The following is a 25,397-nucleotide window of genomic DNA, read 5'->3' on the forward strand; positions in this document are numbered from 1 at the left end:
CCAGATCAGTGAGAACGCAGTACATTTTCAGCGCCGGGATCGCGACCCCCGGCCTCACTCGACCCGAGCAGGAGATTTTCATGGTGGACGAAGGCCAGAGCCAGGACCTCGCCGACGCGCCAGCGCCCGACGACGCCCGCAAGCCCGACTCGCCGACCGACGTCACGAAGACGTCGTGGAAGTACGTCGTCAAACGCACGCTGGGTGAATTCGGCACCGATCAGTGCACCGATATCGCGGCGTCGCTCACCTACTACGCCGTGCTGTCGCTCTTTCCGGCGCTGATCGCCCTGGTTTCGCTGCTCGGGGTTTTCGGGCAGGGCAAGCAGTCGGCCGATACCCTGCTGACGATTCTCGCCTCGGTCGCTCCCGGCGATGCCCTCGATGTCATTCGCGGGCCGATCGAACAGTTCAGCACGTCGCCGTCGGCCGGGTTCGCGCTGGTGGCGGGAATCGCGGTCGCGATCTGGTCGGCATCCGGTTATGTGGGTGCTTTCAGCCGGGCTATGAACCGCATCTACGAGATCGACGAGGGTCGGTCATTCTTGAAGCTCAAGCCCACCCAGCTGCTCGTGACCGTGATCGGGATCGCCCTGCTGCTCGTCGTCGTGCTGATCCTGGCCATTTCGGGACCCATAACGGATGCCGTGGGCGCGGCCCTCGGCCTCGGCCAGACCGTGCAGGTGGTCTGGTCCATTGCCAAGTGGCCGGTGCTCGCGGCGGCCGTCGTGTTGCTGATCGCGGTGCTGTACTACTTCACGCCGAACGTGCGGCAGCCGAAGTTTCGCTGGATGTCGCTCGGCGCGCTCGTGGCCCTGGTGGCTATCGTCGTTGCCTCGCTGGGGTTCGGGTTCTACGTCACGACGTTCTCGAACTACGCCAAGACCTACGGTTCGCTGGCCGGCATCGTGATCTTTCTGCTCTGGCTCTGGCTGACCAACCTCGCCCTGCTGTTCGGGGCTGAATTCGACGCCGAACTCGAACGCGGGCGCCAGCTGCAGGCGGGAATTACCGCCGAACAGAACATTCAGCTGCCGCCGCGCGGCACGAAGAAGAGCCAAAAGGCCGCCCTGAAGGAGATGCAGACCGTCGCCGACGGCCGGCGCATCCGCAAGGCGAACGCCGCCCCGCAAGACTAGGAGAAGGGAGACCCCCGACGCTTCTCCATTCAACTTCACCACGCTCGCAAACTCCGGCGTTCTACGGACGCCTGGCCGTGATGGTGACGCGAGTGGATGCCATGTGCAACTCGACACTGATGGTCGCCTCCGCCCCCTCGAAATCACCGGTCGATACATAGACGAAGCGCAAGGGTACGCAGCCGGGAAGAAGAGTTTCTGTGGGCACGGAGGTCCACGCCCGGTCTCGGGCGTCGGTCGTCGCCAACAAGGTGGCGCCGGTGTAGACCTCGATGGTACCGGTGGGCTCGACAGCGTCCAGAGTGATAGTGAAGCCCATCCGGAGACCCACCCGCGCCTGGCTCGGAAACTGCTCGGTCACCGTCATTGTGGTCGCGCTTCCCTGCAGCGACTCCATGGCGAACGCCGGCGTGCCCAGAGTGGATCCGAGCGCGAGTACGATCAATAGCCCTGTGCGGCGCATCACCGGGGTGACGGCGCGCAGAGACTGGGCGTAGCGCGAGCCCTGGCTGGCGGGGCGGGCGTGGGCATCCGGTTGTCTGATCATGGTCGGCGGACGGTCCGGACCGGACACATTCATGTGGAACCACTTTCAGAAAGAATCCGCCCATGGTCGAATGCGGCTGTGGGCACTATGACGACGGATGCCGGCGCAGAGAAGACGACAATTCAACTCTGTGCGGTTCGCTGATCTGTACACTAACGAGCATGTGTGCCGCATGATATACCCTTGTTATGGTTAGTAGATACCTTTGCCACCACCGCATCACGACGTGTTCAGAGACTGGTTGGATAGGAAAGAGTGTCCGACCGCGGACACTGTCAACGATTCAGGGGGCACGAGTGCGACTGCTCTACGCGCTGCTCCTTTCCGGCATCATCCTGACCGTGGGGCTCTCGGTGGCGCTGCCCGATGCGACACTCGTCGCCGGCGGGTTCACCATCGCTGCCGCGGCGGTGGGGCTAACGCTGGTCAACCGCACCCAGCGCATCATTGCGGGGGTGCTGATCGGTGTGGGGATCGCATCCGTTGTGGTCGGTCTGGTTTTGGGCGGACAGATCGTGGGCCGCGACCTGTTCCTGGTCAACCAGGACCTGATCGGCATGCTCGCCGCTGTGTCGTTTCTGCGACTGGTCACACCGACCTCGCCGATCACCCGCACCCGGCTGCACGGCCGACTCGCCGTCGTGCGCACCGCACTGGCCACGCACGCGCTCGGCGCGATCATCAACATCGGTGCGGTCGGCATTGTCGGCGACCACCTGCGCGGTCGCTCCAGCCTGCGGCTCGCCGATGCGGCGCTGATCTCCCGGGCCTACTCGACCGCTGCGTACTGGTCGCCGTTCTGGGCGGCCGCCGCGGCAGCGACCACGCTCGTTCCCGGCGCGAATTCACTGGTGCTGGTGCTGGTGGGGCTGGGGCTCGCGCTCGTCACCATCGGCCTGAGCGTCTGGGACATCTTCCACCTCTTCGGCCGCGAACTGCCCGCGTACACCGGCTATACGCTCAGCTGGGAGCTCATTCGCGTGCCGCTCGCCCTCGTGGCCCTGGTGGTGCTGGCGCACCAGCTGGTTCCCACGGTTCCGGTGCCGCGGATCGTGCTGCTCGCCGGCCTCGGCGTCACCCTGATCGGCTTGCTGATCATGAACGGGCGTGGCGCCCTGCGCGCGCTGGCGCGCCACGCCCGGCACGACCTGCCGCAGCTGCGCGGTGAGGTCACGCTGTTCGCCTCCGCCGGGGTGCTCGCCGTCGGCCTGCGGATGCTGTTTCCCCTGTTCGACCTGCAGCTGCCGGTGACCGAGTTCACCGTTCCCGTGGCCTGGGCCATGATGCTCGCGATGATTCTGTGCGCGATCGTGGGGGTGCACCCGGTGGTGTCGGTTGCGATCGTCGCGGCGCTCGTGCAGCCCCTGTCGCCCGACCCCACTTTGTTCGTGCTGGCCGCGTGCATCGGCTGGGGAGTGTCGACCGCGGTCGGCCCAGTCACCGGATTGACCATGCTGCTTAGTGCGCGGTACGGTATCGACAGCATCACCCTCACACGGCGCAACCTGGTCTACCTGGCCGCCGTGCTCGTTGCTTCCTGGCCAGCATTGCTGCTCTGCGCCGCACTGGTCTAGCGTTTGGCGCACGACCGCGCCCGATACGGGTGCGCGCTACGACCGTTACCGTAGCGCCCACCAGGATCGGGCGCGGTCAAGCGGATGCGAAAGGCAGGCTAGACGGAGACCTCGACGGGCTCGTCGCTGACGACGTAGTTCTGAATCTCGATGAGCAGCAGGTCGCCGGCTTCCTGGTCGGTCAGGCCCTGGGCCAGAGCAAGTTCGGAGACGAGGATCTGGCGGGCCTTTTCAAGCATCCGCTTTTCGCCGGCGGAGACACCCTTGTCCTGGTCGCGACGCCACAGGTCGCGTACGACCTCGCTCACCCGGTAGACGCTGCCGCTGGCCATCTTCTCCTGGTTGGCCTTGTAGCGGCGTGACCAGTTGCCCGGCTCCTCGGTGAAGGCGTTCTGCAGAATTTCGTAGACGGCGCTTACGCCGGCGGCGTCGATGACGTCGCGCACGCCGACGAGCTCGACGTTGTCGACCGGCAGCTGAATGGTCAGCGCGCTGGTGTGCACGTTGAGGGTCATGAACTGCTTCTCGACGCCCTTGATGGTGCGGGTCGCGAGGGCCGTGATGGTGACCGCTCCGTGGTGCGGGTAGACCAGGGTTTCGCCGATTTCAATCTTCATAGAATGCGCCTTCAGTGTTGTGTGGGTGATGCAACGCGAACGGGCGTTGCGCTTGAGGTTTCGGGTTCGAGCAGCCAGCCGGGCAGCAGGGCCACGAGCTGGTCGACGAGTTCGTCGTCGGAGACGTCGAGGTGACCGCGCATCCAGGCGCCGATCAGGGTGAGCGCTCCGCCGGCGACATAGGTCGTGACCAGTTCGGCGTTGACGGCGTCGTCGAAAACAAGCACCGACTCGAGCATGCGGGTGGCGTAGGCCTCGATGATCTGGTCGTGCGCGCTGCGCGTCAACGGCAGTTCGAGCACGCTCGCGTACAGGGGAAAATTCTCGACCATATGGGCGACGAGTCGGGCATAGCCGAGGCGTGACGCGTTCTCGCCGGTGCGCGGCCGCGGCAGATCGAGCCCGGCCGAGCCGATGTCGGCGAACTGCGCCTGCAGCAGTTCGGCGGCGAGCACGTCGAGGCTGTTGAAGTGCGCATAGAAGGAGCTGCGGCTGATCCCGGCCAGGCGCACGATCTCGGCCACCGAAACGGATGCCGCCGGCTGAGCGATCAGCGTGCGGATCGCCGTGAGAATGAGTTGCCGGGTGCGTTCAGCGCGCGGGTCGTGCTTCGACTCGTCTGGCTGCAGAATTGGCTGCACTGCCGCCTGCGGGGCGGGCGCAGTCAACGAAGTCATTCAAGTATACTAACACTTTTCGGACAAGTGTCCGAGACGGGCAACGTTTTCACGGCTGACTCGCGGAAAACCCCGAGTCAGCCGAGAATTTCAGCGCCCGCGGTACTCGTCGAGCAGCTGCGCGCAGCGGATGAAGCCGAGGTGCGAGTAAGCCTGCGGGTGGTTGCCGAGGTGGGTTTCGGTGGCCGGGTCGAACTCTTCGGAGAGCAGACCGGTGGGGCCGGCCAGGGCGATCAGCTGGTTGAACAGTACTTCGGCCTCGTCGATGCGCCCGGTGAGCACGTAGGCCTCGATCAGCCAGGTCGTGCAGATGTGAAAGCCGCCCTCGAGGCCGGGCAGGCCGTCGTCGTAGCGGTAGCGGAACACCGTCGGCCCAACGCGCAGCTCGCGCTCGACCGCGCTCACTGTGAGCTGAAAACGCTCGTCGGTCACGTCGAGCAGGCCGGACAGGCCGATGTGCAGCACGGCGGCGTCCAGGTCGGGGCTGTCGTAGGCCACTGTGTACGACTGGGCTTCCTCACTCCAGCCTTCGCGCAGCACTTCGTCACGAATCGTGGCGGCGAGTTCCACCCAGCCGACCCCGACGTCCCTGCCGTGCCGCTCGGCGGTGCGGATGGCCCGGTCAACGGTCACCCAGCACATCGTCCTCGTGTAGGTGTGGTGTCGCGGCGAGCGCCGCGCCTCCCAGATGCCATGGTCGGGTTCCTGCCAGCGACTCGTGACGGCGTCGACCATCTCGGTCAGCAGGTGCCACTGAAAGTCCGAGAGCGTTCCCTGCCGGGCGCTCAGCGTGTCGATGAGCTCGGCGACCGGTCCGAACACGTCAATCTGCACCTGATTGTCGGCGGCGTTTCCGATGCGTACCGGGCGCGATCCGGCATAGCCGGGCAGCGATTCGAGACTGGCTTCGGTCGACAGCGATGAGCCGGTGACCGAATAGAGCGGATGCAGCCACTGCGCGCCGGGACTGTCCGCCACGACCCCGGCCAGCCAGCGCAAGAACCCGTCGGCTTCATCGGTCGATCCCAGGTCGACGAGCGCTTTCACGGTCATCGAGCCGTCACGCAGCCAGCAGTAGCGGTAGTCCCAGTTGCGGGTGCCGCCGATTCCTTCGGGCAGCGACGTCGTCGAGGCTGCGAGCACGGCGCCGGTCGGTTCATAGCAGAGGGCCCGCAGCACGAGGGCCGAGCGGCCGACGAGAGAGGGCTTCACGCTCGGCAGAGACAGTGAATTCACCCAGGAACGCGAGTCATTCATGACCGCGCCGCGACGGGCGGCCTCGCCGGCGGCATCCGGTATGTATGCTTCGGTGTCGCCGCAACGCAGGTTGAGCATGATCGCGCCCTGCGAGAGGTCGACGACGGCGGTGGCCGTTTCGTTGCGGCCGTCGCTGGTGACGGTGAAGTCGACGCCGGCGGCCGTCAGCACGATCGGGTCGGGGGTTCCGGTGATGGTCACCACACCGTCGGCGGCGTGCATGTTGAAGTAGGCGACGGCGTAGTCGGGGCGCGGTGCGAAGACGATGCGGGCGAGCCCGGTGCCGGTGAGCTTGCGCACGAGGTTGGTGATGCCAAGCGGTGACGGCTCGATGTAGTCGGTGACGGTGACGTCGGCCCAGCGGGTTTCGACGACCATGGTGTTGTCGACGTAGCGCTGGCCGAGCACGCGGCTCTTCTTGACCGGCTCGATCGAGAAGTGTCCGGCCTCTTCGCTGCCGAGGATGCTCGCGAACAGCGAGCCGGAATCGGGCAGCGGATGCGTCATCCAGCAGATGCGCGCTTCCGGCGTCACGAGGGCGGTCGAGGTGCCGTCGCCGAGCATGGAGTGGCGTTCGATGGCCACGACGTGCTGGCCGAACAGCCAGTCCTTGCGTAGCTCGAACAGCAGGGCCAGAATCTGGGCGAGCTTTTCGGGGCCGCTGATGCGGTGCGCGGCAACGGATTCGTCGTCACCGATGCGAATGCCGAGGTCGGGGCCGTGCAGGGTATTCATGGCCATTTCGTCGCTCGCCGCGTCGCCGGCGAAGAAGGCCGCGCTGACGCCGAGACGGATGCGCAGCCGGTCGAGGGCGACGCCGGAATCCTGCGACTCATCGGAGGGCTCGGGGGCGTCGAAGAATTCCGAGTCAAACTCGGCGCCGTTCGATCCCACCAGGTGCACCTCGCGGGGCAGCCGGGAATCGGCGGCGAGGTCGCGCAGCGGGCGGCCGGACATGACGGCGGTGTGGGTGTTGGGCAGGGCCGCGAGGGCGCGCAAAGCCGTCGCGGATTCTTCCAGCAGCACAGACGGCACATTCGACGCAACGTGGTGCGAGAGGGTGCCACCGTAGTTGCAGGCCACGAGGAGAGAGGGGGTGCGCGCGAGCTGTTGCAGATCCTGCAGTATCTCAGCCGACAGCCCCGTCAACGTGCGTGGAAGGTTCTTGGAAAGATTCAATCGTTGGGGCATTAGAGGTTCCTTGCAGAAGGGCGTCGGCCGTCAAACCAGTTGCTAGACCTAGGCGACGTTACCATTTGCCACAAGCTGCTCGGCGGCTGACGCACCGTCCGGCGGGCTGTTGTCAGAATCGGGCGGCCCCGCGACCCACTAGCCTGAAGATACGACCGTACTTTTGGTTGGTAACTTTTCGTCGGGTGGGTGACATGGCAACGAGGTGGGCGCGGTTCGCTCGCGGCTGGCTGACCGCCGTTGTGGCCGTGCTCGTCGCCGCCCTCTCGCACGTGGCCGCTGGCGGCCAGGCGCCCGCGCCGGTCAGCGTCTCGATCGCTCTCGCCTTTGCGGGCATGGTCAGCGTCGCTCTGGCGGGCAAGAAACTCTCCCTGCTGAAGCTCAGTGTGTCTGTGGGGTTCAGCCAGGTGCTGTTCCACCTATTGTTCGGGCTCGGCGGAACGGCCGGCTCCATGACGATGGCCGGGCACCACGGGTCGGCGACCGTGATCGTGGGGGCAGCATCCGCTTCGCTGACCTCGCCTGCGATGGGGTGGATGTGGATTGCCCACGCCCTGGCAGCGATCGTGACGATCGTGGCACTGCGCCGCGGCGAGCGCACTTTCTGGGCGCTGGTCGAGCTGGCGCGCACCGCGCTCGTGACCGTGGTCATTGCGCTCGGGCTGGTACTCGTTCCGCTTCGCGTGGCTCGACTGCGCGCCGCGCTGCACCGCGTGATCGAACCAGTCGACCTGGCCGTGTTGCTGTCGCCGATGCGACACCGCGGGCCGCCGCGCGCGCTCGCCGGCTTCTAAGCCCTCGCGCCGCGCCTCGCTCGCGGCACTCGTTTGAGAAGCCGGCACTGGTTTGAACCAGTGCCCCGAGCCCAAACACGTGCCATGACGCACCCATCCTTCTCGCGAACTCCTCGGAGGTACCGCATGCTCTCTTTCCCTGCCCGAAACCGGCTCCTCGCCGGTCTCGGTGTCCTCGCGCTCGCCGCAGCGTTCACGATCGGCGGCGTCGCACCGGCCGCGAGCGCGCACGATTCGGTGGCGTCCACCGTGCCGTCCGACACCGAACACGTCGACCTGGCACCCGCCACCGTGTCGATGCGGTTCACCGACAACATCATGCAGCTCGGCGCGATCATGCTCGTCGTTGATTCAGCGGGCACCGACTGGAGCGCCGGCGAACCCGCCCTCGACGGGCCGACGGCCACCCTGGCCGTTGACCCCGCCCTGCCCGACGGCGCCTACCAGGTGCGCTGGCGGGTGGTCTCGGCCGACGGGCATCCCATCTCCGGCACCTTCGACTTCAGTGTCGGCGACGCCAGCGCGGTGGCCACACCGACAACGGACGCCGCCGCTCCCGTTATCACCACCCCGACCGATTCGACCGTGGTCACCACCAACACGGCCGCCAGCACCGGCGGCGGGCTCCCGATCGGCGTCACCGCGCTCATCGGTGCCCTCGTCGGCCTCGGCCTCTTTCTCGGGGTTGTGGCGCTGACGCGCCGTGCAGCATCCGCTCGTCAACGCACAAATCCCCCCACTACAGAAACGACACACTCATGACCTCCACCACACCCCGCCTTCTCATCGTTGCCGCCCTGGGCCTGCTCGCCCTGACCGGTTGCGCCGCCACCACCGACACCGCATCCCCCGACACCGCGGCGACCAGCACGGCGACCGCAGCCGCGAGCCTCACCATCACCGACCCCTGGGTCAAGAGCGCCGAGACCGGAATGAGCGCCGCGTTCGGCACACTCGCGAATGCCGGCGACACCGACATCAACGTGGTCTCGGCCGAATCAACGGCCGCGACCATGATCGAGCTGCACGAGACCGTCGCCGACGACTCCGGCGCCATGGTGATGCAGCAGAAAGAGGGCGGGTTCGTCGTTCCGGCGAACGGCACCTACGAGCTCGCGCCCGGCGCCAACCACCTCATGCTCATGGGCCTCACCGAGCTGATCGTTGCGGGCGCCGAGAACACCTTCACCCTCACCCTGTCCGACGGGTCGACGGTAGAGTTCACCGCCCCGGCCAAGGACTACTCGGGCGCAAACGAGAGCTACGACAAATAATGTTGGTCGATCAGCCTGGTCGTCGCCTCAGCCGGCGTCACCTCCTTTTGGGAGGTGCCGCGGCCGGCATCGGCGCGGTCGGCGCGGTCGGCATCGAACTGGCGACGAATGCGCGCCCGCAGGTCGTGGCTCAGCCGCTCAACGGCACGCAGACCGTGCCGTTCTACGGCGTGCACCAGGCCGGAATCGACACCGTGCCGCAGAGCAACGCCACCATCATCGCGCTCGACTTGGCCCCGACGACCGATGCTGCGGCCCTGCGGCGACTCATGAAGGTTCTCACGAGCGACGCGGCCCGGCTCAGCCAGGGTGAGGCGGCGTTGGCTGACTCCGAGCCGGAGCTGGCCGTCGCGCCGGCCCGGCTCACCGTGACGTTCGGCTTCGGCCCTGGCCTCGTCGCCCTGGCCGGCGGCACCGCGCCGACCTGGCTGCGCCCCCTGCCGGCCTTCGGCGTCGACCGGCTCGACCCGGCCTGGGGCGATGGCGATCTGCTGCTGCAGATTGCCGCCGACGACGCCCTCACCGTGGCGCACGCCACCCGCATGCTGCTGAAAGACAGTCGCTCGTTCGGCACCGTGCGCTGGGTGCAGACCGGCTTTCGACGAGCACCGGGGTCGGTGAAGACCGGCACGACCATGCGCAACCTGTTCGGCCAGGTCGACGGCACCGTCAATTTCGTGCCGGGCACGCCCGACTTCGAACGGCTGGTTTGGGGCGCCGCCAGCAACCCCGGCTGGATGCTCGGCGGCACCGGCTTCGTGCTGCGGCGCATCGCGATGGGTCTCGACAAGTGGGACAAGCTCGATCGGTCCGGGCGGGAGGCATCCGTTGGTCGCACTCTCAGCAACGGCGCGCCGCTGACCGGCACCAACGAAACGGATGCCCCGGATTTTGCCGCGAAGACCGCCATCGGTTTTCCGGTGATCCCGGAGTTCTCGCACCTGCGGCGGGCCCACAGCGAAAACCCCGACGAACGCATCCTGCGCCGGGGCTACAACTACGACGACGCGCCTACGGGCGGCAGCGTGTCGAACTCCGGCCTGCTCTTCGTCTCTTTTCAAGCGGATATCGACGCCCAGTTCGTGCCTATTCAGCGCCGCATCGACGCCCTCGACCTGCTCAACGTGTGGATCACACCGATCGGCTCGGCCGTCTTCGCGATCCCGCCGGGCTGCGCCACTGGCGGGTACATAGGCGACACCCTGTTCTGACCTTGCGGTTGAACCGGCTCGTGGCACGTGTTTAGGAGGTTTGCCCTGGTTTGAACAGGGGCCACCGTCTCAAACACGTGCCACGAGAGCGGATGCCGCGGCGCTGGCCACCGGCATCGGCCGCGTGGGCAGTTAGACGGTTTCGCCCATCGGGAGGTTGCCCTTGCGGGCGTCCAGCTTGCCGAAGTGGGTCTCGAGCAAGCTCTTCATCTTGTGCAGGGCGCCGGTGAGGGCTTCCTCCACGGCGTTGGCGTTCTCGGTGACGACGACCGGGGTTCCACCGGCCGGGCGAGCTTCGAGGGTGCACTTGATGTCGTCGGTGCTGCTGCGGCCGGCGCTGCCATCGGAGAGGTGAACCTCAACCCGGGTGAGGCGTTCGCCGTAGCGCGCGAGGGACTCTTCGACGATGGATTCCAGCGCTCCGGCAACCCGCTCGGTGCCGTCGACGTTGCTGTCGGTGTTCACGATGACCTGCATAATCACTCCTCTTAATTGCTGACAACTTCAGGCTACCGCTTGCGGATACGTGCCCATTGCGAGCCCGTTCGGCACCCACGGCATCCGCTCCCGGCGAATTGCGACCCCCCGGCCGGCCTGCGAGACTGGAAGTGATTTTGTTCCCAGTGTGAGGTTTAAACCAGTGAAGATTCTCGTCGGTTTCGCGCCGCAGTCCCTGCGCTGACCCCGTCGAACAGCCTTTCCCGGCTCCGGTGTCAGTTGCCCACGACACCCTTGGAGAATCCTTGGTAAGCACATCAGCCTCACCGTCGTCAGACCGCGCAGTTCCTGCTCGATACAGCGGACGCCCGGGTACGGAGCGACGAGCACATCTACGTTGATCTTCCTGACCCCGATGTGCCGAACAGCCGCCGGATCGCGGAGCCTGATTCCATGCAGATCAGATCCGACGCGAGCAGCCGGGTCGTCGCCATCGACATCGCCCGGGGCCTGGCGATCATCGGGATGTTTATCGCCCACGCCGCCCCGCGCGTTACCGCTGAATCGTGCGCTGCGTGGCATCCTTTGGCCGATCGGCGCCACCGGCGCAATGGCACTCACCGTTGACACGGTGCAGATTCTGGCTCTGGGCGCCGTCGCCAATGGCAGCGACATTGACTATCCGGGCTGGCCGCTGCTGCTCTGGATGCTGCTGCTCACGTTCATCGGTGCCGGTCTCTGGCGGTATTTTCTGGGCAAGGGGCCACTCGAACGCGTGCTCGCCGCACTCACTCAGGCTCCACGACCGGGCCGGCTCAGCTGATGCCACCAATACGCTCGAGCGCCGCGCGCATGATCTGTGCCTCCGGTGTCGGCGCCACGTGGTGGTTCGTGTAGATCCCCACCAGCCACTGCAGCACTTCGCTTTCACTCATGGCGACGGCATTCCAGTCCACGCCTGGCTCAGCCCCCGTGCGCGGTTCGCCGGTGAGCGGGTCGAGCCAGGCGCGAGCGATCGGAACGTCGGGGTCGTCGTTGTTCACATTCCAGAGCAGGGCGATCGGATGGTTGTCACCGTCGATGTGCTCGTGGTCGACGCGCCCGGAGCCGAGCCAGGGCAAGGTCAGCAGCTCGCCGATGATGCCAACCTCGATCAGCTCGAGCTGGGTCGGTTCGGTCTCGGGAACGTAGAGGGTGAACCCCTGCTCAAACCACTCGGCGGCCTCGTAGATCGAATCGAGCAACTCGTCGAGAGCATCGACCTCCTGCACCAGAATGAGCGCCCATTCCAGCAGAATCTGGGTCTGGTCGGCCGGCCACGGACTCTCCATCGGGTCGATCGTGCCGTGAAAGTGAAAGCTCGGGCCGGCTTCGTCGAGCAGCACGTGCAGTTGGCCGCTGTCGTAGTCGATCGACAGGTTGAGCGCTCCGCCCTCGTCGTCGCGGTCGGCGAACAGATCCGGGTGGGCCAGTTCCGGCGGCAGAGTGATCGCTGCGGCGAGTCGGGGGCCCAGATCGAGAACAACGCGAAACTGAACGGTCGGCAGGCGCAGGGTTTCATCCTGCTCGAAGTGCTGGTCTGACATGGTTCGAGTTTATCGACCACCAGCCGCCCTCGACGTGCCGGAAGAGCGTGCCGGTCCAACGCGCACAAGCGGATGCCCGCAAGCTCTCGCGCAGCAGCCGGCGGCGTGGCAGACTGCGGCCTATGGATATCGAGCTGTGGTGGCCCACGCTGACTCCGTCAACGCGGGAGTGGCTGATGCAGAACAACGGCGATGCCGTGCCGCCGGAACTCGTGACCGAGATCACGAGGGCCGGCGGCGGGGTCGCCACCGACAGCGAGAGTGAGCAATCCGGCGTCTCTCTGAGCGACGACGACGTCGACTGGATCGAGACGGTCGCCAACGAAGAAGAACCAACCTGACCAGCGTTCTCGCATCCGCTTGAATCGGTCAGTCGGGTCCACCGTAAGCTGAGCGTATGCGCACCGCCGGAGTGGACCTCGCCGCCGAGCCCAAAGGCACCGCGCTTGCTGTCATCGACTGGACCGGCGCCAGGGCGTTCTTGTCTGAACTGCACCTCGGCGTCGCAGACGAGATCATCGTGCGCACGGCGGGCACCGTTGACAAGCTCGGCATCGATTGTGCGTTCGGCTGGCCCGACGAGTTCGTGCAGTTCGTGGTCGCGCATTCCAGCGGCGACCTGCCCGGAGTCGACGGCGGAATGGCCTGGCGACGTACCCTGGCCTACCGCGAAACCGACCGGGAGGTGCGAAAGATCACCGGCCGCTGGCCGCTCAGCGTTTCCACCGACCGGCTCGGACTCACCGCTATGCGCTGCGCCGGCCTGCTTTCCCGAATCTCCGCGGCCGGTATTCCCGTCGACCGGGCCGGTTCCGGAGTTGTCGCAGAAATCTACCCGGGCGCATCGCTTCGCCTGTGGGGGTTCTCGACGACGGGGTACCGCACCGACGCCGCCAGGCGCTCGCACCTCCTGGCCGAGATTCAGGATGCCGCACCCTGGCTCGATCTCGGCCCGCACGCCCCACACATGATCACCTCAGCGGATGCCTTCGACGCCGTGATCGCGGCCCTCGCCGCCCGCAGCGCCGCGCTGGGATTCTACGAACCGCCTGCGCCGGCCATGCTCGATCGTGCCCGCCGCGAGGGCTGGATCGTGCTGCCGAACGGCCCTCTCGCCGAGTTATTGCCATCCGCGAGATGACCGCGCCCGAAATCGGTGGCCGCTACGCCGGTTACCGTAGCCGCCACCCACATCGGGCGCGGTTGCGAACTTAGATCGCGTTGACGCCCTATCCGAGCGGGCGTGCCTGCGCGCTCATAACCGAGAGCAGTGCCTGCACGTGCGGGGTGCCTGGCTCGTTCCAGGTGGCCCAGGTGCGAATGGCCAGGTCGAAGCTCGGGTCACGCTCGGCCCGCACGGGAATCCACACCCAGTCGGGCAGGTGACGGGCGGCCGACGACTGGGTGAGGAGCACGGCATCCACTTTGGCGGTTACCGCGATCAGCCCGCTGTGTTCACTGAACCGTCGAAACACCCACTGCATCGAGACTCCGGCGGCCGCCGCCGCGGCACGCAGTCGAATCTCCTCTGCGGCGATTTCGCCGACCGCGTGGGCCATCACCGAAAGGCCATCGAGTTCGGCGAACCCCACTTCGGCCAGGCCCGCAAGCGGCGAATCAGCCACGACAGCCACGCCGATGGTCTGTTTCATGAGTAGCATCGACCCGCCAGCCTCCGGTGCCTCGCGGTGAAGCAGCGCAACATCGACCAGCTTGCTCTGCAGCATCTGCCACTGCTCGTCAGTCGTCGCCTCATGCAGGGTCAACGCAATCGTGGGAACCTGGGCGTCGACGGCCTGCAGCAGCGCCAGAAACCAATCGTACGGCAGGCCCTGCGGCACGCCAACGTGCAGCATCTGGCGGTTCTGGGCGGCCGTGCGCAATACCTCGGGAATGCGATCAACCTGCGCGAACACGGTCTCGCAGTGTCGAAATAGTCCGGCGCCTGCGGCCGTCAGGGTCACCCCGCGTGGGCCGCGATCGAAGAGGATGTATCCAATGGAGCGCTCCAGATCCTTGATCTGGCGGCTGAGGGCTGGCTGCGTGATGTTCAGGGCCGTGGCGGCCCGGCTCACCGACCCGAGCTCGGCGACCTTGGCAAAGTAGGTGAGGTGGCGCAGTTCCATAACCTCAGGGTATCGCCCCCGTGCTTTCTAGGCATTTTACCTATGGCATCCGGTCATTCAGACTGGGGCCGGCGGCAACTTCCGTCACAACGACGTGAACTTGAAAGTGCTGGTGTATTCGTGACACGTGAAACCCAATTCGATGTGGTCGTCATCGGCGGCGGATCCGCGGGAATCGCGGCGGCCATCGGGGCGGCCCGCACCGGGGCATCCGTGTGTCTGGTTGAAAAGTACGGTTTTCTCGGCGGTGCCGCGACGACCAGTTCGGTGCTCGCGCTGTGCGGATTCTTCGACCAGAACAAGAACCAGGTCGTGGCCGGCGTTGGCCAGCAGGTGCTCGACCAGCTGCGACGCCGCGATATCTATCAGACCCAGACGATGCCGGAGACGGGCAACACCATCGTGCTGCTCGATCTGGAAACCACCAAGAGCGTCTACGACGACCTCATCACCGCCGCCGGCGTGCGCCTGCTGCTGCACAGCCAGCTGATCGCGGCGACGACGACTGGCGGCGCGATCAGCTCGGTCGACGTCGTGCACCGCGGCGGCATCGAGACCATCACCGGCCGCGCCTTCGTGGACTGCAGCGGCGACGGAGCACTCATCGACGCGGCTGGCGCGGGCGCGATCGTGTCGGTGCCCGCCGAACGGCAGGCCAGCACGCTCGTCATGCGGGTCGGCGCGGTGAGTGAAGACGCTGACCTCTCGATGGCCGGAATGACCAGGGCAGTGGATGCCTACCGCCCCCGTTCAGAGATGCCCCTGGTGCGTTCGAACGGCATCGCCGTGCGCATGCCGCTCTCCCGAGAGGTCATGCTGCTCATCGCCGACCACCACGGCGACGTCCTCGACGTGACGGACCTCACCGCTGCCGAGGTGCAATCACGCCGCCTGAGCTGGCAGTACCTCGCCGCGTTCCAACAGTCGCTGGCCGGCTGGGAGAACAGTTTTCTCGCCTCGACCGGGCCGCAACTGGGCATTCGGGAGACCCGTCGGCTGCGCGGCCGACAGTCGGTGAGCGCCGATGACGTGTCTACCGGCCGAAAGAACGCGCTCGACCCCATCGCCAGGGGCGGCTGGCCGATGGAAGGGCACGTGACCGTCGGCGTCACCGAGTACGGCGGCATTGCCGACAAGGGCTGGTATCACGTGCCGTACGGGGCCATCTGCTCCGACACCACCGAGAACCTGTGGGCTGGCGGCCGTCTGGTGAGCAGCGACAATCGGGCCTACGCCTCGCTGCGGGTGATGGGCACTTCGTTTGCAACCGGGCATGCCTGCGGAGTCGCCGCCGCCGTGTATGCCGCCGGCAACGCCCACGACTATGCCCGCACCCGCATTCTGCTCGACGAGCAAGGAGCCCTTATCTCATGACCCTTCGACGAATCGCCCTCACCGGGGCGGCCGGGTCGCTCGCGGCCGATATTATTCCGGGACTGTTGGCCCGCGGCCATACGATCGTGGGCATCGACCAGCGCGCGCCCGTGGACACGTTCGGCTGCGAGTTCGTGGAGTGTCTGGTCAACGACCGCGCAGCAATGCTTTCGGCTCTGCGCGGCTGCAACGCCGTCATTCACCTGGCCGGAATTCCGCTGGAGGCCGAGTGGGCCGACATTCTGCGGGCCAATATCGATGGCACGCAGGCGGTCCTCGAGGTGGCCGAGCAACTCGGAGTCCGGCGGGTCGTGCTGGCCAGCAGCATCCACTCTGTTGGTTTCGTACCGGTGCCGACCGACGGCTCACTCGTGCCCGACGACGTGCCGGTGCGCCCGAATACCTTCTACGGAGTTTCGAAGGCTGCCGTCGAAGCGCTCGGCAGCCTGTATCACGACCGGTTCGGGCTCGACGTGATCTGCCTGCGGATCGCGTCCCGCTTCGCCGAACCGACCGGTGAACGCACGCTCTCCACCTGGCTCTCCCCAGCCGACGCCGTGCGCCTGTTCGACGCCTGCCTACAGGTTCCCAGCCCGGGTTATCGCACAATCTGGGGCGTTTCGGCGAACACCCGGGGGTATCTCAGCGCGGAGGGCGGCGCTGCAATAGGCTTTAGACCCGAGGACGATTCCGAACGTTTCGCCGAACGGATGTTCGCTGCCAGTGACACAGACCCGTCGCTCCTGGCTTCCGACTGGGATCGCGCCTACATCGGGGGCATTTTCAGCTCGCCGCAACCACCATGCTTCGGCGGCCATCCCCCACGCCCTTGACCTCGGGATTCGCTACACAGACAGGAACAGAAATGACCGACACCGTGGGCAAAGATGCCTTTGTCGTACGCCACCTCTCCAAAGTCTTTGGTGGTGCGGGGCAGGTGCACGCCCTGAGCGATATCAACCTCAATCTGAAAAAGGGCTCGTTCACCTGCATTGTTGGGCCAAGCGGATGCGGCAAGTCCACTCTGCTGCGCATTCTGGGAGACCTCGAGGCGCCCACGTCGGGTGACGTGCAGATCAACTTCAGGCAGACCCGGGTGCCGCGCTCGGCCTTCGTCTTTCAGGAGCACGGAGTGTTTCCCTGGTTCAACGTGCTCGAGAACGTGGCGTTCGGCCAGAAGATGGCGTCGGTGTCGAAACGGGAACGCGAAAGCGAAGCCCGCAACTGGATCGCCGAGGTCGGCCTGACCGGTTTTGAAGACGCCTACCCGCACCAGCTCTCCGGCGGGATGCGCCAGCGCATCGCCATCGCTCGGGCGTTCGCGACCGGATCGCCGTCACTGCTGATGGACGAACCGCTCGGCGCTCTCGACGCTCAAACCCGCATCCTGATGCAGGAACAACTCGTTCGCCTGTGGGAGGTCGAGCGCAAGACCGTGGTGCTGGTCACCCATTCGATTGAAGAAGCACTGCTGCTCGGCGACCAGATCGTCGTAATGTCGGCCAGGCCGGGTCGAGTAAAAGAGATCATCGACGTGCCGTTCGGTCGCCCGCGCAGCGTCGCCATGGAAGCGAGCCCGGAGTTTGCACGCATGAAACAGGACATCTGGGAATCGCTGCGCGATGAGGTTCAAGCCTCGATGAGCTTCAAATGACCGTCACAGAGGGCGTCGCCCGCCGCGTCACCGAACTCGACCAAGCCATCGACCAGGAATTCAAACGTGAGCAACGACTGCGCGCCCGCGACCTCGGTTTGGCCATTCTCACGCCGATCGTGCTTCTCGGCCTGTGGGAACTCGCCGCCGCAACGGGAGTGCTCGACGCACGCCTGTTCAGTCCGCCCAGTGCCATCGGCGAACGTGGCGCGGAGATGGTCGCGGACGGTTCCCTGTTCGTGCACATCTGGGCCACGGTCGGCCGCCTCGCGTTCGGTTTCATCGCCGGCTCCATTCTCGGTGTGTTCGCCGGGCTCATCATGGGTGTTGTGCGGCCGATTCGCGCGGCCCTCAGCCCCACTTTCACCGCGCTGTACGCGCTGCCGAAGATCGCCATCCTGCCGCTGCTGCTGCTCATCTTCGGCCTAACCGAAACCCCGAAGATTCTCGCCGTGGCCATCTCGGTGTTCTTCGTCGTGCAGATCAACACCCTGGCCGGCATCATGCAGATCGACGCCCGCATTCTGGAATCGGCGCGCGCCTACAAGGCCACCGGCATCCGCTTATTTGTGAACGTGCTGCTGCCCGCCGCTGCACCAGCCATCATGACCGGTCTGCGAGTCGCCGCCGGCATGTCGGTGATCGTCGTCACCGCGGTGGAATTCGTGGCCTCCAACAACGGCCTCGGCTACCTCATCTGGAACTCGTGGCAGCTGTTTCAGCCAGCCACGATGTTCGTCGGCCTTATCGTCGTCTCGGTCATCGGCGCGCTCGTCACCGGGCTCATTATCGTGCTGGAACGGGTGCTCCTGCCATGGCGCAACTCGAACAGCCCCAAGAAAAAGGAATCGAAAAAGTGAAGAAACTGAAAATCGTCGCAGCAATGTCGCTGGTCGGGCTGGCGCTGTCTGGATGTGCAGCAGCGGATGCCCCCACTGCGTCCGGCGAACTGCAAACGGTGAACGTGGGTCACGTTCAGCTCGCGATCTTCTCGCCGCTCTATGTTGCTGAGGCCAAGGGCTATTTTGAAGACGAGGGTATCGAGCTGAAGCTTGAAGCGATCAAGTCGGGGCAGGACGCCGTACCGCTTGCCGCGAGCGGCAAGCTCGACGTCGTCGTGTCCGGCTTCTCGGCCGGCCTGTTCAGCGCGGTAGAAACCGGCCTCGACGTCAAGGTGGTCGGCTCTATGGGAGTCTCGGCCGGAGACGAGGAAGAACCGCCCTCGGCGCTCATTGCCGCCAAGAAGCTCGTCGATGACGACACCATCACCGACGTCGCCGACCTCGAAGGGCGCAAGATCGCGGTCGCCGGCGGCGCCGGCGGAACCGGAGCCTTCTACGTGGGGATGGCGCTCGAAGAAGCCGGACTCTCGATCACCGACGTGGAACTGGTCACCCTCGGCAACCCGGACATGCCCACCGCGCTGGCCAACGGCAGCATCGACGCCGCATTCGCATCGGCACCGTTCTGGAACATGCCCGTTGAAGACGGAACCGCGGTGAGCCTGTGGACCACGCCCACCGGGACATCCGGTACCGGGGTCATCTACGGCGGAGACTTCGCCGGATCTGAACTCGCGCAGAAGTTCTTCACCGCACTGACCCGTGGCGCGCAGGACCTGCAGGGCGACGACCGGTACACCGACGAGAACCTTGCCATTATTGGTGCCGCGACCGGCCAGACCGCCGAGCAGGTGGCCGCGGTACCGCTGTACCGCTGGCTGCCCGACCTTGCGCCGCTGCCGAAGCAGCTCGCCGCGATGGAACGCATGTGGATGGAACTCGGGGCGATCGTCTACACCGACCCGATTCCCGAAGCCGACTACGTGGACGCCACGTTCGCGCAGAACTCCTAGACGCCCTTCCCCGGGTCGTCCAGCCTGATCGGGCACCCCGGGCTGAATCGCCGCGCTCAAACACACCTATGGTGGATGGCAACGCCCGCGTCTGACAAAGGAGAAGCCGTATGCCCGAAGCACCCCCTCGAGCGAATGCCTATTTCGAGCCGATCGCGCCCGGCCGCTACCGGCCGACCGAGCATGCCGGCGGCGCCTGGCAGGCCGACGAGATCCACTTCAGCCCGCTCGGCGGCCTGATCGTGCACGCCATCGACCTGCACCGAGCAGCCGAGGCGGGTGGCGCCAACGGCAAGGAGCTCGGGCGTATCAGCTTCGACATTCTGGGCTTCCTTGCCGCCGAGGACTGTGAGGTCCGGGTCGAGACGATCCGTCCCGGCCGCACCATCGAGCTCATCGAGGCGACCGTCATCATCGCCGGCCGTCCGGCCGTGCTCGCTCGCGCCTGGTTCATCGCGACCGCCGACACCGCCGCCGTCGCTGGTGGCGGATCGGTCTCCCTACCCGCACCCGACACGGCGACCCCGTGGTCGATGACCGACATTTGGCCGGGAGGGTACGTCGCCTCCCTGGAGACGAAGGCCGTCGCACCTCCCCTACCCGGAGAAACGAGCGCGTGGCTTCGCACCGACATCGCACTCGTCGCGGGCGAGGCAATAAGCCCCCATGCCTCGTTCATCACCCTGGTGGACACCGCCAACGGAATCGCCGTTCGCCAGTCGCCGCTGGACTGGGCGTACCCCAACCTCGACCTCACCATCCACTTTCACCGGCAGCCGACTGGCAAATGGGTGGGGCTGGAGACCACCGTCACCTTCGGGCCGGCCGGCCACGGCATCACCAGCAGCGTGCTCCACGATGAGTCCGGGCCGGTGGGCCGCGCCGAGCAGATCCTGACCGTGCGGCCGATCAGCTGACCCTGCCCCTGCAGACCCGCACCGGCAGACTCATTGCGGATGCCGGTGGCCCGGTAAGTGCGCCCGCTCCCCGTCGTGGTCGAAGATCGTCAGTATTTCCACGGGTCCCTCGTACGCCTCGATGGTGTGCGGGGTCATCGTGGAAAACTCGGCTGCCTGGCCCTCGCGCACGAGGATGGTTCGCTCGCCGAGCCGTAGCTGCACCGTGCCGCTCAGCACCGTGAACCACTCGTAGCCGGGGTGCACCTTCGTCTCGCTGATCACACGGTTGGGCGTGATGCGCATCTTGGCGATCGTGACGCCGCGGCGGTCGCGCTCGCGCGACAGGATCCACAGGGTCGATCCGGCCATCGTCTCCGGCTCCGGGCGGATGACAACGTCGTCGTCGCCGTCGGGCTCGACGAGCCGGTCGATCGTCGTGCCCAGCGCATGAGCTATGGGCACCAGCTGGTCGAGGGCGATGCGGCGGTGACCCGTCTCGATGCGACTGAGCGTTGAGGCCGACAGGAAGCAGCGAGCAGCGAGTACGTCCAGCGTCCACCCTCGGGCCACGCGCAGGCTGCGAATGCGTTGGCGAACGACGTTCTCGACTATTTCTTGCGTCATACGCAAGAGTCTATGCCATTAGCGAATGAACCGCATAGCGTAGTAGGCATGACACCGACCCACACTCCCGCGAACCACTCGCACCACGATCGGCCCGGCCACGGTCCCGCGCTGGGAGATGACAGCAACCTCGCTGAGTTCCTCAACCTCGACGGCGTGCTCGGAGCCCCGGTCCTGGCTGCGGCGCTCAACGCCGCTGCCGGTGCGCTCGGAACCGCTCCCCGAACCGTCGTCGACCTCGGCGCCGGAACAGGAACCGGCACCCTGGCGTTGGTGGCGCAGTTTCAAAACGCGCAAATTCACAGCCTCGATGCCTCGCCGTCGATGCTGGACCGGCTAGCCGCAGCAGCGGCGACCGCAGACGTCGACGACCGCATTGAAACGCACGTGGTCGACCTCGACGGCGACTGGCCCGCCGTGCTGCCCCACGAGGCCGACCTTGCGTGGGCCGCGCCTGGCCTTGCAGCTCACTATGAGCCTGGCTCGTCTAACCGAAGACCTTTCCGCTGACGATCTCACGGCCCTCGAGGCCGCGATCACCGCCCTCGTGGCAGGAACGTCAGAGGTCGTGATGACGTCGGGGCGCTTCAGCTGGATCGCCTTCCGACCGATCACAACGGGGTCAAACCAGCACGACACCGGCGCGCAGGGAGACAGCCGGTGACCGACACGCTCCAGGCCGATGTCGTTGTGGTCGGAGGCGGCCCGGCTGGTGTCGCGGCCGCGATCTATGGCATCCGCATCGTGTCCGGAGTTGCAACCGGCGTGTCCGGCGTGTCCGCATTCTTGCGGTGCTTCCGGCCGCACGGGCGACCATCACTCGTGTCGCTCATGGAGCGGTGACACGCAGAGTGCTGTCGTGGACGACAAGTGAGCCGGATTGCAGCGATCGCGGTCTTGGACGCGTGCGTAGAAGCCTGCACGGCTCGGCGGCAGAGCAGCCGTTAACCTTCGGGGCCGACTCCGATCGCTCGCGGGGAAGGCGCACGCCACAGCTGGAAAAATGGCCATCCTCATCCCGGTTTTCACTCGTCGAACCCGACAGTGGATTCGGCGGTGCCAAGATGTTCTCAAGGGCACTCGCCCCCACGAACGAAGGAGCCGCCCCATGCCCAAGAGGGTCTACTCACCCGACGAGCAGATCGATCGGCTGCGGATCTATAACATTGTCGCCGGAAGTCTGCACCTGCTCCAAGCCGCCGGATTTGCGGTGATTCTCACCATGCTGAGCTCGCAGGTTCTGTTCGCCGTGACGGCGGACTACCTGGCTGGCCCTCCCGGAGTTCCGATTCCACCGGAACGGGTCATCCTCTTCGAAGTGAACATCGGTGTCGGCGTCGCCGCGTTCTTGGCCCTTAGCGCCTTCTTCCACTTCCTTATCTCAAGTCCCTGGTTCTTTGCGCGCTACAAGAATGGGTTGCAAAACAACCACAACTACTTTCGATGGGTCGAGTACTCCCTCAGCTCGTCGATCATGATCTGGCTCATCCTGGCGATCAACGGGGTCACCGATATCGGTGCGTTGTTCGCCGTTTTCGCCGTCAACGCGGCCATGATCCTGTTCGGTGCTCTGCAGGAGAAATACGAACAGCCCGGCTCGGGCGGGCTGCTGCCCTTCATCTTTGGGTCGATGGTCGGCATCGTGCCGTGGATCCTGATTCTGATCTACTTCTTGCGTCCAGGCAGCGTCAGTGACGTCGCGGCCCCCGGCTTCGTCGTCGGCATCGTGATTTCGCTGTTCCTGTTTTTCAATACCTTTGCTGTCAACCAGTGGCTGCAGTACAAGCAGGTCGGCAAATGGAAAAGCTACCTGCAGGGCGAACGCACCTACATCACCTTGAGCCTGGTGGCGAAGACCGCGCTGGCCTGGCAAGTCTTCTCGGGTGCCATCATCCCGGCGATCGCTAGCTAGGCCGCTCCACACCGGGAGCGGCCTCACTGCCCGAGCGTACCCGCAGCGCGCGACTTGCTGCCCTGCGGAGTCGGCCGAGGCGTCCGCACTGTCGAGCCGGCCCCTGATCGAAGCTGTGTGGGGATCAGGGGCCATGTCCACCGAGGGATCAGCGTCACTCATCGGAGCGATCCCTCCCGCTGCCGGCAGGCACTCGTCCACGGCGGCGGTAAACCGGCTCGACCGCTGCAAGTTCCTCGTCGGCGGCGATCCGGAACACCCCTGCAGGCTCGGTATGCACTTCGCTTCGGCCTTGACCGCGGGTGGCTCGGAGGCTGGCCACCATGGACACCGTGATGATGGTCACGACCACTGCCAGGCTCATCGTGGTCGGGATGTAGAAGACATCCAAGAGCAGCATTTTAATACCCACCCAGATCAGAAACGGTTCGCTAGTGAGGGCGAAGATAGCCGGGATCGAGTCAACGGCGAAGATGACGTCCGTGATTTCCACCAGCACCAGCACGGCCAGCAAGGGGGTCGCCACCGCGATTCCTGCCTTGCGGATCAGAAACCTCAGCGCAGGGTACGCGTCGGTCATCGGCACGAACCGACGAAACACCTTGAGAATGCGGGATTTCTCGGGGTGGACGTGGTCAGCGTCCACACCAGCACGCCGAATGCGACACCGAGAGTCACCCCCACGATCGACCAGACGGCGGCTTCCCGCACACCGATCACGTGAGCTCTGCGGTGGGCGACTTGGTCGACGGCGAGCATCAGCAGGATCACACCCAGGACAGCGAACCACGCCCACAGGGGGACAGTCATGACACGACCTCCACGAAATTTTCGTGAAGGTCTCATCGGCCTTGCGGCCCTGCGCACCGGAACCCGCGGCGGGAACATATTGACGGTGCGGAGCGAGGATTACTCCCCTTCTGTGGTCATTCGACAGGAGAGGGTGTTTCACGTCAACTGGGCCAGCCGAGGAATGTTTGAGCGAAGCAGGAAAATGCTTGTTTGAGTCGCGATGGCGAGCGAGGCAGTGCCAACAAATAGCCCTCGCCTGGATGCTCACGGATGAAGGATTGCGACCGGACGGCTGCCCGTCAATCACCATGATGTGGGTGAATTGTGGGCAAAACAGCACTCCACAGTGAGCAGAAGTCCCTCTGATCAGGGATAAAAAGGGCGGTACCGGTGGGATTTGAACCCAAAGTCCCGCCCAATCACCGCCTGGTGAGAGGTCAACTTCCCCGCAAAATCAACGATTTTGGGTCACTGTACCGCCTAGTGAATCACGCCGAATTTTTTCAAGTGTGGGCAAAATGTGGCATGCGCCCCAGCGTAGGAGTGTCGAGCACCCGCTCACTCACCAGCACCCCGACGATGCGCTTCGGCCGAATCAACACCAAGGTGAACTACCTCTCCGGCAAATGACACTGTGAACCGTCCCTGATTTCTTGCCGCTTTCTTTCTAGTGAAAGGATTCGGTTATGCCCAAGAAATACCCAGATGAGGTTCGTGAGCGAGCGGTTCGTATGACGCTTGATCGTGTGAAGGATTACCCGTCGATGTGGGCCGCGTGCCGCGAACTGGCCCCCAAGCTCAATGTCGGCCCGGAGACGTTGCGGAAGTGGGTCAGGCAGGCGCAATCCGACGCGGGAGAACGGACCGGCCCAACGAGCGAAGAGCTCGAGGAGATCCGGCGGCTCAAGCGCGAAAACCGGGATCTTCGGGAAACTAACGAGATCCTGAAAGCAGCGGCGTCTTTCTTGAGCTCAGGGAGCTCGACCCTCGCAACCGTCCATAGTCGCGTTCATCGTTGCGATGAAGGCGATCGGCCATGGAGTCGAGCTGACTTGTGGCGTCCTGCGTGGGCAGGGCGTCTTGGTCACTTCACAGCGCGTATCGTGCGTGGAAGATCCGCGCTGCTGCGGTTAGGACCCGCAGCGACGCTGTCCTTCTGGATCGGCTTAAAGCGTTGACAGTGCGGGACGTTCAAGGCCGGCAGCAGCCAGAGATTCTCTACGGCCGCCGCAAGATGACGGCGTGGCTGAGCCGNGGGCCGGCAGCAGCCGGAGATTCTCTATGGCCGCCGCAAGATGACGGCGTGGCTGAGCCGGGGCGAGTTCGCCGGCGTGTCCAAGCACACGGTGGACCGGTTGATGCGGCTGGAAGGCATGAACGGCCTCGTTCGCGGCCGTAAACCGCGCAGCACAGTCTCCACCGGGAAGGATTCGGCCCGTGCTCCTGACTTGTTGAAACGCAATTTCAGCGCGCCCCACCCGAACCACAGCTGGGTGACGGACTTCACGTATGTGCCGACGTGGGGCGGGTTCATCTACGTGGCCTTCGCGATCGACTTGTATTCTCGAGCGATCGTCGGCTGGCATGCGTCCACGGTCAAGGACACCCCGTTCGTTGAGGTGTGTTTGAACATGGCGCTCTGGCGCCGAGACAACGCCGGGCACACCGTCCAGCCCGGCCTGATCCATCACAGCGATGCCGGCTCGCAATATACGTCCATTCGATTCACGGAGACCGTAGCGCTCGAGGGATTGGTCGCATCGATCGGGACGGTAGGTGACGCGTATGACAATGCGGCCGCCGAGACCGTGATGGGCCTCTACAAGAACGAGGCCGTCGCGAAGAACTCACCCTTC

32 protein-coding genes are annotated in these 25,397 nt (G+C 65.4%); 22 read left to right on the forward strand and 10 right to left on the reverse strand.

Annotated features, from left to right (window positions below):
* Nucleotides 1–80 precede the first annotated feature (80 nt).
* The gene (locus CXY77_RS02070; protein ID WP_092341731.1) at nt 81–1,139 is read left to right on the forward strand and encodes a YihY/virulence factor BrkB family protein; all 1,059 of its coding nucleotides are present in this window, start codon (nt 81–83) and stop codon (nt 1,137–1,139) included.
* Nucleotides 1,140–1,200: 61 nt separating this feature from the next.
* Here CXY77_RS02070 and CXY77_RS02075 read toward each other — a convergent pair whose 3' ends face one another.
* Nucleotides 1,201–1,686: a hypothetical protein gene (locus CXY77_RS02075; RefSeq protein ID WP_092341701.1), complete on the reverse strand. Its 486-nt coding sequence runs from the start codon at nt 1,684–1,686 to the stop codon at nt 1,201–1,203.
* A 296-nt stretch (nt 1,687–1,982) separates the two neighbouring features.
* Here CXY77_RS02075 and CXY77_RS02080 point away from each other — a divergent pair, with 296 nt between their 5' ends.
* A complete protein-coding gene (locus tag CXY77_RS02080; RefSeq protein WP_092341702.1) occupies nt 1,983–3,260 on the forward strand; it encodes a hypothetical protein in 1,278 nt (425 codons plus the stop codon).
* A gap of 98 nt (nt 3,261–3,358) precedes the next feature.
* Here the strand turns inward: CXY77_RS02080 and CXY77_RS02085 are convergent, their stop codons facing one another.
* The 3 genes from CXY77_RS02085 to CXY77_RS02095 form a co-directional block, all read right to left on the reverse strand.
* Nucleotides 3,359–3,877 (reverse strand): CarD family transcriptional regulator, encoded by a 519-nt coding sequence (locus CXY77_RS02085; RefSeq protein WP_092341703.1) that lies wholly within the window; start codon nt 3,875–3,877, stop codon nt 3,359–3,361.
* A gap of 11 nt (nt 3,878–3,888) precedes the next feature.
* Entirely contained in the window at nt 3,889–4,554 is a 666-nt protein-coding gene (locus CXY77_RS02090) for a TetR/AcrR family transcriptional regulator (RefSeq protein WP_092341704.1), read from the reverse strand.
* A 90-nt stretch (nt 4,555–4,644) separates the two neighbouring features.
* Complete coding sequence (locus tag CXY77_RS02095) at nt 4,645–7,002, reverse strand: trehalase-like domain-containing protein (protein WP_092341705.1); 2,358 nt, start codon at nt 7,000–7,002, stop codon at nt 4,645–4,647.
* Nucleotides 7,003–7,196: 194 nt separating this feature from the next.
* Between CXY77_RS02095 and CXY77_RS02100 the strand changes: the two genes are divergently transcribed.
* The 4 genes from CXY77_RS02100 (at nt 7,197) to CXY77_RS02115 (ending at nt 10,281) form a co-directional block, all read left to right on the forward strand.
* Nucleotides 7,197–7,796 carry a hypothetical protein gene (locus CXY77_RS02100; protein WP_104129519.1) on the forward strand — a complete coding sequence of 200 codons (600 nt, stop codon included), beginning with the start codon at nt 7,197–7,199 and terminating at the stop codon, nt 7,794–7,796.
* Nucleotides 7,797–7,922: 126 nt separating this feature from the next.
* Nucleotides 7,923–8,558: a copper resistance CopC family protein gene (locus CXY77_RS02105; protein ID WP_158252744.1), complete on the forward strand. Its 636-nt coding sequence runs from the start codon at nt 7,923–7,925 to the stop codon at nt 8,556–8,558.
* A complete protein-coding gene (locus CXY77_RS02110) occupies nt 8,555–9,070 on the forward strand; it encodes a copper chaperone PCu(A)C (protein WP_092341708.1) in 516 nt (171 codons plus the stop codon). Before CXY77_RS02105 ends, CXY77_RS02110 begins: the two co-directional genes overlap by 4 nt.
* Entirely contained in the window at nt 9,070–10,281 is a 1,212-nt protein-coding gene (locus CXY77_RS02115) for a Dyp-type peroxidase (protein ID WP_104129520.1), read from the forward strand. Before CXY77_RS02110 ends, CXY77_RS02115 begins: the two co-directional genes overlap by 1 nt.
* A gap of 132 nt (nt 10,282–10,413) precedes the next feature.
* Here the strand turns inward: CXY77_RS02115 and CXY77_RS02120 are convergent, their stop codons facing one another.
* On the reverse strand, nt 10,414–10,758 hold the full coding sequence (locus CXY77_RS02120) for an HPF/RaiA family ribosome-associated protein (protein WP_092341710.1): 345 nt from the start codon (nt 10,756–10,758) through the stop codon (nt 10,414–10,416).
* Between the two features lie 414 nt (nt 10,759–11,172).
* Between CXY77_RS02120 and CXY77_RS20040 the strand changes: the two genes are divergently transcribed.
* The gene (locus CXY77_RS20040; RefSeq protein ID WP_158252745.1) at nt 11,173–11,346 is read left to right on the forward strand and encodes a hypothetical protein; all 174 of its coding nucleotides are present in this window, start codon (nt 11,173–11,175) and stop codon (nt 11,344–11,346) included.
* A complete protein-coding gene (locus tag CXY77_RS02130; protein ID WP_092341712.1) occupies nt 11,330–11,542 on the forward strand; it encodes a hypothetical protein in 213 nt (70 codons plus the stop codon). Before CXY77_RS20040 ends, CXY77_RS02130 begins: the two co-directional genes overlap by 17 nt.
* Here the strand turns inward: CXY77_RS02130 and CXY77_RS02135 are convergent.
* Nucleotides 11,535–12,305, reverse strand: a complete 771-nt coding sequence (locus tag CXY77_RS02135; RefSeq protein ID WP_092341713.1) for a hypothetical protein — start codon at nt 12,303–12,305, stop codon at nt 11,535–11,537. The two genes, CXY77_RS02130 and CXY77_RS02135, sit on opposite strands and share 8 nt — an antisense overlap.
* A gap of 122 nt (nt 12,306–12,427) precedes the next feature.
* On the opposite strand from CXY77_RS02135, the gene CXY77_RS02140 reads away from it, so the two are divergent.
* Entirely contained in the window at nt 12,428–12,646 is a 219-nt protein-coding gene (locus CXY77_RS02140) for a hypothetical protein (RefSeq protein WP_092341714.1), read from the forward strand.
* Between the two features lie 56 nt (nt 12,647–12,702).
* Nucleotides 12,703–13,446, forward strand: a complete 744-nt coding sequence (locus CXY77_RS02145; RefSeq protein WP_092341715.1) for a DUF429 domain-containing protein — start codon at nt 12,703–12,705, stop codon at nt 13,444–13,446.
* Nucleotides 13,447–13,534: 88 nt separating this feature from the next.
* Here CXY77_RS02145 and CXY77_RS02150 read toward each other — a convergent pair whose 3' ends face one another.
* Nucleotides 13,535–14,431, reverse strand: coding sequence for a LysR family transcriptional regulator (locus CXY77_RS02150; protein WP_092341716.1), 897 nt, complete (start codon nt 14,429–14,431; stop codon nt 13,535–13,537).
* A gap of 120 nt (nt 14,432–14,551) precedes the next feature.
* On the opposite strand from CXY77_RS02150, the gene CXY77_RS02155 reads away from it, so the two are divergent.
* The 6 genes from CXY77_RS02155 (at nt 14,552) to CXY77_RS02180 (ending at nt 20,231) form a co-directional block, all read left to right on the forward strand.
* Nucleotides 14,552–15,805: an FAD-dependent oxidoreductase gene (locus CXY77_RS02155; protein WP_198412852.1), complete on the forward strand. Its 1,254-nt coding sequence runs from the start codon at nt 14,552–14,554 to the stop codon at nt 15,803–15,805.
* A complete protein-coding gene (locus CXY77_RS02160; RefSeq protein WP_092341718.1) occupies nt 15,802–16,638 on the forward strand; it encodes an NAD(P)-dependent oxidoreductase in 837 nt (278 codons plus the stop codon). The genes CXY77_RS02155 and CXY77_RS02160 overlap by 4 nt, the downstream gene beginning before the upstream one ends.
* Nucleotides 16,639–16,670: 32 nt before the next feature.
* A complete protein-coding gene (locus tag CXY77_RS02165; protein ID WP_092341719.1) occupies nt 16,671–17,459 on the forward strand; it encodes an ABC transporter ATP-binding protein in 789 nt (262 codons plus the stop codon).
* Nucleotides 17,456–18,319, forward strand: coding sequence for an ABC transporter permease (locus CXY77_RS02170; RefSeq protein ID WP_092341720.1), 864 nt, complete (start codon nt 17,456–17,458; stop codon nt 18,317–18,319). The genes CXY77_RS02165 and CXY77_RS02170 overlap by 4 nt, the downstream gene beginning before the upstream one ends.
* The gene (locus CXY77_RS02175) at nt 18,316–19,314 is read left to right on the forward strand and encodes an ABC transporter substrate-binding protein (protein WP_104129521.1); all 999 of its coding nucleotides are present in this window, start codon (nt 18,316–18,318) and stop codon (nt 19,312–19,314) included. Before CXY77_RS02170 ends, CXY77_RS02175 begins: the two co-directional genes overlap by 4 nt.
* A gap of 110 nt (nt 19,315–19,424) precedes the next feature.
* A complete protein-coding gene (locus tag CXY77_RS02180) occupies nt 19,425–20,231 on the forward strand; it encodes a thioesterase family protein (RefSeq protein ID WP_092341722.1) in 807 nt (268 codons plus the stop codon).
* Nucleotides 20,232–20,261: 30 nt separating this feature from the next.
* Here CXY77_RS02180 and CXY77_RS02185 read toward each other — a convergent pair whose 3' ends face one another.
* Nucleotides 20,262–20,837 carry a helix-turn-helix domain-containing protein gene (locus CXY77_RS02185; protein WP_104129522.1) on the reverse strand — a complete coding sequence of 192 codons (576 nt, stop codon included), beginning with the start codon at nt 20,835–20,837 and terminating at the stop codon, nt 20,262–20,264.
* A 48-nt stretch (nt 20,838–20,885) separates the two neighbouring features.
* Here CXY77_RS02185 and CXY77_RS02190 point away from each other — a divergent pair, with 48 nt between their 5' ends.
* From CXY77_RS02190 to heR, 4 genes are all read left to right on the forward strand, one after another.
* Nucleotides 20,886–21,347: a trans-aconitate 2-methyltransferase gene (locus CXY77_RS02190; protein ID WP_158252746.1), complete on the forward strand. Its 462-nt coding sequence runs from the start codon at nt 20,886–20,888 to the stop codon at nt 21,345–21,347.
* On the forward strand, nt 21,310–21,501 hold the full coding sequence (locus tag CXY77_RS19800; RefSeq protein WP_104087927.1) for a hypothetical protein: 192 nt from the start codon (nt 21,310–21,312) through the stop codon (nt 21,499–21,501). The genes CXY77_RS02190 and CXY77_RS19800 overlap by 38 nt, the downstream gene beginning before the upstream one ends.
* Nucleotides 21,498–21,680, forward strand: coding sequence for a hypothetical protein (locus CXY77_RS02195; RefSeq protein WP_104129523.1), 183 nt, complete (start codon nt 21,498–21,500; stop codon nt 21,678–21,680). The genes CXY77_RS19800 and CXY77_RS02195 overlap by 4 nt, the downstream gene beginning before the upstream one ends.
* A gap of 265 nt (nt 21,681–21,945) precedes the next feature.
* On the forward strand, nt 21,946–22,749 hold the full coding sequence (heR, locus tag CXY77_RS02200; protein ID WP_104129524.1) for a heliorhodopsin HeR: 804 nt from the start codon (nt 21,946–21,948) through the stop codon (nt 22,747–22,749).
* 154 nt (nt 22,750–22,903) lie between these two features.
* On the opposite strand, the gene CXY77_RS20495 is transcribed toward heR, so the two are convergent.
* Complete coding sequence (locus CXY77_RS20495) at nt 22,904–23,329, reverse strand: hypothetical protein (protein WP_233197174.1); 426 nt, start codon at nt 23,327–23,329, stop codon at nt 22,904–22,906.
* Nucleotides 23,326–23,559 carry a hypothetical protein gene (locus CXY77_RS20500; protein WP_233197175.1) on the reverse strand — a complete coding sequence of 78 codons (234 nt, stop codon included), beginning with the start codon at nt 23,557–23,559 and terminating at the stop codon, nt 23,326–23,328. Before CXY77_RS20500 ends, CXY77_RS20495 begins: the two co-directional genes overlap by 4 nt.
* Before the next feature lie 668 nt (nt 23,560–24,227).
* Between CXY77_RS20500 and CXY77_RS02210 the strand changes: the two genes are divergently transcribed.
* On the forward strand, nt 24,228–24,719 hold the full coding sequence (locus CXY77_RS02210; RefSeq protein WP_104129525.1) for a transposase: 492 nt from the start codon (nt 24,228–24,230) through the stop codon (nt 24,717–24,719).
* A gap of 96 nt (nt 24,720–24,815) precedes the next feature.
* Nucleotides 24,816–25,397, forward strand: a 582-nt coding sequence (locus tag CXY77_RS02215) for an IS3 family transposase (protein WP_255409969.1), incomplete at its 3' end; no start/stop codon positions are given.

This window comes from Cryobacterium sp. N21 (genome assembly GCF_002929575.1).
GTDB classification, from domain to species: domain Bacteria; phylum Actinomycetota; class Actinomycetes; order Actinomycetales; family Microbacteriaceae; genus Cryobacterium; species Cryobacterium flavum.